The sequence below is a fragment of the Lysinibacillus sp. NPDC093197 genome (genome assembly GCF_044754025.1).
Taxonomy (GTDB): domain Bacteria; phylum Bacillota; class Bacilli; order Bacillales_A; family Planococcaceae; genus Lysinibacillus.
Genome location: NZ_JBIVOH010000012.1, coordinates 82,721 through 88,720, shown reverse-complemented (window position 1 = coordinate 88,720; position 6,000 = coordinate 82,721). Strand labels below are relative to the sequence as shown.

Here is a 6,000-nt window from a genome sequence, read left to right as displayed (position 1 = left end):
AGTAGCGTCTAATTTTTCCTCAGCAGTAAATTTCCCCATAGAAAAACTGCACCTCCAATTGTTAGATGTGTCTAACAATTGGGGGGCAGTTCAGAATGAGGGGGTTATTTTGGCTGCTAATGATCGTTATGTTCCCAAGGACACTTTGGGCGCATTTTTTATTCCGCAATCAGGACAGATTGTAGAAGAATGTAAATTACGATTAATAGTAGGGAACAGTACCATAAGTGAGGAGAAAATAGATAAGGAACTTTACGATGTCACTTATCTATTTATCTGTAGGGTTTTGCTTTTTTTAAGCAAAAAGATCGGATTATTATCCACAAGGTTACCCATTATCATAATGAGGGGATTGTTTTTTTAAAACGTTCGAAGTGAAGTCAAAATGAAGGTTGATTTTTGTTATTTTTCCTCAGATTTCACTTGCAGCCGAAGGCGTTATTTCAATGCTCCGATATTTTTAAATATATTTTTCTTATCCTGGTATAGAGAAGTAGTATGAAAGAAGGGGCAAGTATGTAATGTCCACTTCTAAATTATATTAGACATCTTTTTTCTTTTATAGAGAAAAAATCGTGAAACTATTTTCATTGATTCATTAAATGCTAGCGTAGTGTGCATCCGTGATATTGGTATTTTGGTACGGTGGAGACTTTAGAATAATCTATAATATATTTATTTTCATTATTATTCATTTTTTATATTCAAATCTACTTGTGGCGGATTAGGGTATAATTCATTAATTAGCAGTACCAGAGCTTCATTCAATTCATATCGTGCAATTTTCCCTTGGTACTCTAAATTGCGGATGTAGTCAATAGCACAATCTAGGTTATCGAATACGCGATTCTCTTGTTTTGGTAATATAAATGTAAGATGAAGATCATGTAGGCTATTAAAAAAATTAGGAAAGCCCTCTGCTAAAAGAAACTTGTTAAAAGTATCTCTCATATTTTTCCACATGTAGCTGGCTTCATTTTCAGGGTGTGTAATTGCTCTTATGGCTTTTATTGCTTCGCCATTTAAGCCCATATAGGAACACGCCTTCTTCAATGAAAATGAATCCTCATCAGTTTCACCAGTGAGATAGCCCACATCCAGATGAAAGAAATCCGCAATTAAAAACATAGTATCGTATTTTGGAAAGCCGACTTCTCCATTTTTGATCTTGGCCCCTGTATTCATCCATCGACTAACATCTTTTTGGCCAAAACTAGTTCCGTATTTATTGTTTAAGGCATCAGCAAAGGATGCTTGAGTATAGCCTCCTTCATCAATACACTTTTTTAATCTAATTTTCCAGTACGTAGCCTTTTCTTTAGATAAGTCATCCATGTTATAAAAATCCTCCCTTCAAGATGAATTGTATATCTTTGGTAGGTCTTGTACAACTTAAAATCTTACGTTACGATTATTTTAGGAAAACCTAGAAGAACAGAGAAAAAAACAGGGAATCGAGGAGGTTATTAAATCGAAACTCAATTCACACCCAATCTAAATATGAATGGGGACGTAAGAAAAAGTAAGAAAAAAAGCTTTTTTGAAAAAGCTAAAGAACATAAAAAGGAAATAATAATAGGAACAGCAATTGTATTTTCAGTGATGGGAACAATCCTTGTTGTTAAAAACAGAGCAATTATCAAACCATTTATCAAGTCATCACTCATAGGAAAAGTCTCGACCAAAAGTATAGAAACGAATAATAATGTCAGTCCGTTAGTTTCAGAACCTATTGATTATACGATTAATGTTAGAGAACATATTCGAAATCTCCCTAAAGGCTGGAATCCTTCTAGTAACAAAGTGGAGTTGGCTTCAAAATATGGATATTTGTTAGAAGAAAATCAAACATGGGTAAATGCTTACACAAAGACATCTGCCTAAGTAAAGAATATGATGTGAGGAATGAAATGATGGATACATGTGAAAACTGTCAACAATCGTTGTCTGGCGGCGTTTTTACGCTGCTTTGGGAAGACGGAGATAAGCCTCATGCATTCGTCACATGCCGGTACTGTGGACATGAGAATATTAAATACGGTTTTGGCGGAGATGATGACTAGAGGTGATTCTCGTCTTGAAAGGGGAAAAACAATATGAGATGTCGCAAGATACGGAAAAGCATTTAATGTAAGTGCTGAATGAGATTATGATAATGACCTATCAGAACGTTTATGAGAAGCATGTGCCGAGGACGATGTGAATTCTAGATGGATAGATGGAACATTTAAAGCTGCTGACGGGGATCTGAAATCGAAATATTCATAAATTGGTGGAATTTAAAAATAAGAATTTTATTTATAAGTGAGTAAATTTCATAAATCATAGCCTTTATGAGACAAGGTTGTTGAACGTGCTGCTAAGACATATTTTAATCTAAAGACCTAATAGATAAAATGGTAACACTAGATGTTGAATTAACTAATATTTTCCATATTAGAAATCATTGATACAATAAAACAATTTTAATAAAGTTTAAGTAGATTACTACGGTACTTCACTTTTCTGATTCAGCAAACGTGTACTTGAGTTATAAAGTATACAAAACAAACCTAATAAACGTTCCAAAATGCAATTATGGAAACACACCAAAAAGGCAAGCAACGTTGGTAAATCAACGTTGCTTGCCTTTTTCTAATGAACATTATTTATACAGGGTGTGCAAACATTTGATCTATCAACAATTATACAATTATGGTCAGGTGTCTAGTGTGCATAAAATCGTGCATATACGTACACATTTGAGCCCAGAACATTTTGCACCAATTATAGCTCCCATTAATTCAATAACGAAATATTATTTTTATCTAGGCTTTAAAGGCTTCTTTATAAAGATAATAAGATCCTGAGGAAACTAAATTTATTTATTATTGTTTTATGGACATAATAACCCGTACTAATATAAAAGGGGATGGTATTTATGGGGAGAAAATCTAGCATAAGAAAGCTTAGGAGAGCTAAAAAATCTAATGCCCCGTCGACGATTCTAGCCATTGTGGTCTTATTTATCATGGGTAAGGTAATTGCTGATAACATCAATCCCCTTCAAGATGATGTGTCATCAACACTTGTCTTATTGTTCTTTCTCATAGCCATCATTATAGGATTATTTCGGTATATGGGATTACACCAAGTTTTTCGAATTACACCTCGTATTCGATACTGGAATTTAAAACAGAAAAGTATCTTTGGTCTATATCTTTTTTTTATCGTTTTAATGATAAGTGAGATATTTCCACATGGGGAAATTTTAGCTCTATTTTTCTTTTTAGGTTTATTTTATATAGGTATTCGTTCAATAATAGGTAGTTACAAAAATTCTAATGCTGTTTTATCTCCTTTACTATTAAAAAAACGTTCAAAGTATTGCCATGTGAATATTGAGGAAATTGATAAAATGGGAGGTACGGAATTTGAAGAGTTTCTGTCAGAATTATACTATGGGTTGGGTTATTATGCGGAAGTTACTCCTCATAATGACTATGGAGTAGATGTAATAATCATAAAAGATAAGATTAAAACAGGAATACAAGCAAAGTGTTATGGGGAAGGACGTAGAATTGGAGTCGAAGCGGTAAATGAAATATGTGGTGGGGCAGGATACTGGAAAGCTCAAAAGAAGAAGGTAATCACTAATCGTTATTTTACTAAAAAAGCTTTAAATTCAGCTAAAGCAAATAATGTTGAAATGGTAGACCGTGATGGCTTACAGCTTTTAATTAAAGAATACCAACTAATATTGCAACGGAGAGGAGCATCAAGTTTCTTTTCATTTATTAAGAGGTGGAAACATAGATGAAATTATACCTCCGCAATCTAAATAACTTCAAAGAATCTATGAGAAATTAAATTCTTGTGGATTTTTTAGATGTTAGGAATTAGCTTCTTATGCAATTAAACACACCGTTAATTTGATGAAATTTCTTTGCAAATTTTCATATTCAATTCCTCAAATAAGACTTAGGTGAGATGCCATAATTTGTACTTAGATTTTTTTAAACTTTTTAAAAGTTATAAATGAAAGTTGAATTTTAATAAGATGTGCAATTCAAAAAAATTGATATCATTGGAGGATCCGCGCAGTTAAAATTTATAAGGAAATAATTATAAAGAGGCTTTCCCTGAAAATATGGGAAAGCCGCCTGTAGTTTCTTTATAAAACAGATGTCGCTACAAGGGAAGAAGTTGTTCAAAGATAATACTAGTCTGTTCAGAGTCACGTTCTCGCAACTCTTTTAAGACGTGTGCATACGTAGATGTTGTAATGTCGATGTTAGAGTGTCCTAGGCGTTCTGATACATATAAAATTGAAATACCTTTGTAAAGTAGGATACTCGAGTGGGTGTGTCTTAGTCCGTGGACAGTAATGAGCGGCTTAATATTTAGGCGCTTTAAAATAGAACGAAGGGTATCATTTAGTCTGTCATTTGATACAACATATATATCCGAAGATGGCTCAAAGAAAACTAAGCTATTGACATTCTTTGAATGATTTTTTACTTTAATTAAATGCTTTTCTAATGCTTTCATTGTTAGTTTATCAATACTAATTGTTCGCTCCGATTTTTCAGTTTTTAAGGGACCAAAACCACCGCCTTCTTTATACTGCCATTGACGATGAACCTTAATTCGATTGTTTTTAAAGTCTAAATCATTAATACATAGACCAATTAACTCCCCAAATCGTAGCCCTGTAGATAGAGCTAAAATTAACATAATGTTTTCAATCCCTTGATCAATATTCTTGTGTAAATCTTGTAATAATAATTGGCTACTTGTATAATCAAGAAACTTTTCAGAACTCTTTTTCCCGGATGAACCTGTTACAGTGATTTTTCGGGTAAAATCATTTTTGATTAATTTTTCATCAATTGCTTCCTGCAAACAAGTGCGAATGTAGCCATTTAGCTTCCGGTTAGTATCCTTTGCATTTGTTTCCCCTAAGTCATTTGGGAAATTTTGATAATCCCTCTTTGTGATTTTTTGAAGCGGTGTTTCTTTAAAATGTATAAGGATTTTATTGTACGTAGCTTGATACGAATTTAATGTAATAGCTCCAACATCCTTCTTATAAGTCTGATACCATTCTAAGAAATATTGAGCAAATGTTATATCCTTTTTGATACCAGAAATCCCTTGAGCTATATTTGCTTCAACTTGTGCTGCTGCAACAGAGGCCTCTTTCTTAGTGCGAAATCCTCCTTTTCGAATTGGTTTATATTTTCCTTCAATTGTTCTACTAACGCTATACTGCCAAGTAGATCCACGTTTTGTGATGCTAGCCATAACCTGCTCCTTTCAATTTAGATGAGGTTATTAGCATTGACTTTATTAAAACTATTCATAACGAAAGAAATGAAAATTTTACAAGTTGTATTCTCTAGTTCCCAAAAATATCAGTGAAATTTTCATCGAGAAACTTTGCCATTTGTAATGCATGCATGCTCCAAGGTTCACCTTTTTTTTGAGGATAATAAACAAAACCTCCAGAGTTAATATCCAATATAGATTTGAAACGTGGGTTATATAAAACATTTTGTTTTATCCAATCTTTTTTACGCCTCATACGATTTTCTAAATCCATCATGGACCAATAAACACCTAGTAGGTCCGCTTTTTTTAATTCTTCTAATTCCAATTTTTCAATTATAACTTGTGATTCAGGTATAGCTATTAATAGCCGTACGCTTAGATGTTGCAAATAATATTCTCCTTTCGGTTTGAAGTAGGGGAGGGAATCAACATGGGTCAAACAATCTTATAATTATGGATTTTATAAAGAGTATAGTTAGCGTAACCCTTACTCTAAATATGGTTATTTAAATTCTTCACATTTTACTTTTACTTTCCTTAAATCAGGACTTTTATTTAACTCTTTATTTAAATTGAGTTCCACCTCCCACTGTTTTAATACTTCTAAAGCATTCTTACGTTGTTTCTTATATTGCAAGTCCTTGTTGTTATGCAAAATAACCCTCCTAAGAAATATCTCTTAAAAGG

At 32.9% G+C, this 6,000-nt stretch carries 8 protein-coding genes; 4 read left to right on the top strand and 4 right to left on the bottom strand.

The genetic code is table 11. The features are described from left to right. Positions 1–364: hypothetical protein (locus ACIP9G_RS21810; protein ID WP_401022264.1), on the top strand; the 364-nt coding region annotated here is incomplete at its 5' end. 323 nt (positions 365–687) lie between these two features. On the opposite strand, the gene ACIP9G_RS21805 is transcribed toward ACIP9G_RS21810, so the two are convergent. After that, the gene (locus tag ACIP9G_RS21805) at positions 688–1,335 is read right to left on the bottom strand and encodes a hypothetical protein (RefSeq protein WP_401022262.1); all 648 of its coding nucleotides are present in this window, start codon (positions 1,333–1,335) and stop codon (positions 688–690) included. Between the two features lie 165 nt (positions 1,336–1,500). Between ACIP9G_RS21805 and ACIP9G_RS21800 the strand changes: the two genes are divergently transcribed. The 3 genes from ACIP9G_RS21800 (at position 1,501) to ACIP9G_RS21790 (ending at position 3,799) form a co-directional block, all read left to right on the top strand. Next, the gene (locus tag ACIP9G_RS21800) at positions 1,501–1,884 is read left to right on the top strand and encodes a hypothetical protein (RefSeq protein WP_401022260.1); all 384 of its coding nucleotides are present in this window, start codon (positions 1,501–1,503) and stop codon (positions 1,882–1,884) included. 26 nt (positions 1,885–1,910) lie between these two features. Continuing rightward, on the top strand, positions 1,911–2,063 hold the full coding sequence (locus ACIP9G_RS21795; RefSeq protein ID WP_401022259.1) for a hypothetical protein: 153 nt from the start codon (positions 1,911–1,913) through the stop codon (positions 2,061–2,063). 857 nt (positions 2,064–2,920) lie between these two features. After that, positions 2,921–3,799, top strand: a complete 879-nt coding sequence (locus tag ACIP9G_RS21790) for a restriction endonuclease (RefSeq protein ID WP_401022257.1) — start codon at positions 2,921–2,923, stop codon at positions 3,797–3,799. A 371-nt stretch (positions 3,800–4,170) separates the two neighbouring features. Here the strand turns inward: ACIP9G_RS21790 and ACIP9G_RS21785 are convergent, their stop codons facing one another. The 3 genes from ACIP9G_RS21785 to ACIP9G_RS21775 form a co-directional block, all read right to left on the bottom strand. Further along, positions 4,171–5,286 (bottom strand): site-specific integrase, encoded by a 1,116-nt coding sequence (locus ACIP9G_RS21785; RefSeq protein ID WP_401022256.1) that lies wholly within the window; start codon positions 5,284–5,286, stop codon positions 4,171–4,173. 94 nt (positions 5,287–5,380) lie between these two features. Continuing rightward, entirely contained in the window at positions 5,381–5,701 is a 321-nt protein-coding gene (locus ACIP9G_RS21780; protein ID WP_401022254.1) for a DUF771 domain-containing protein, read from the bottom strand. 114 nt (positions 5,702–5,815) lie between these two features. Next, complete coding sequence (locus ACIP9G_RS21775) at positions 5,816–5,968, bottom strand: hypothetical protein (protein ID WP_401022253.1); 153 nt, start codon at positions 5,966–5,968, stop codon at positions 5,816–5,818. Between the last annotated feature and the right edge of the window lie 32 nt (positions 5,969–6,000).

Excerpts from the sequence above, each read along its gene's own strand:
- ACIP9G_RS21805 (WP_401022262.1), bottom strand. The coding sequence starts at position 1,335 with ATGGATGACTTATCTAAAGAAAAGGCTACGTACTGGAAAATTAGATTA.
- ACIP9G_RS21800 (WP_401022260.1), top strand. The coding sequence starts at position 1,501 with ATGAATGGGGACGTAAGAAAAAGTAAGAAAAAAAGCTTTTTTGAAAAA.
- ACIP9G_RS21795 (WP_401022259.1), top strand. The coding sequence starts at position 1,911 with ATGATGGATACATGTGAAAACTGTCAACAATCGTTGTCTGGCGGCGTT.
- ACIP9G_RS21790 (WP_401022257.1), top strand. The coding sequence starts at position 2,921 with ATGGGGAGAAAATCTAGCATAAGAAAGCTTAGGAGAGCTAAAAAATCT.
- ACIP9G_RS21785 (WP_401022256.1), bottom strand. The coding sequence starts at position 5,286 with ATGGCTAGCATCACAAAACGTGGATCTACTTGGCAGTATAGCGTTAGT.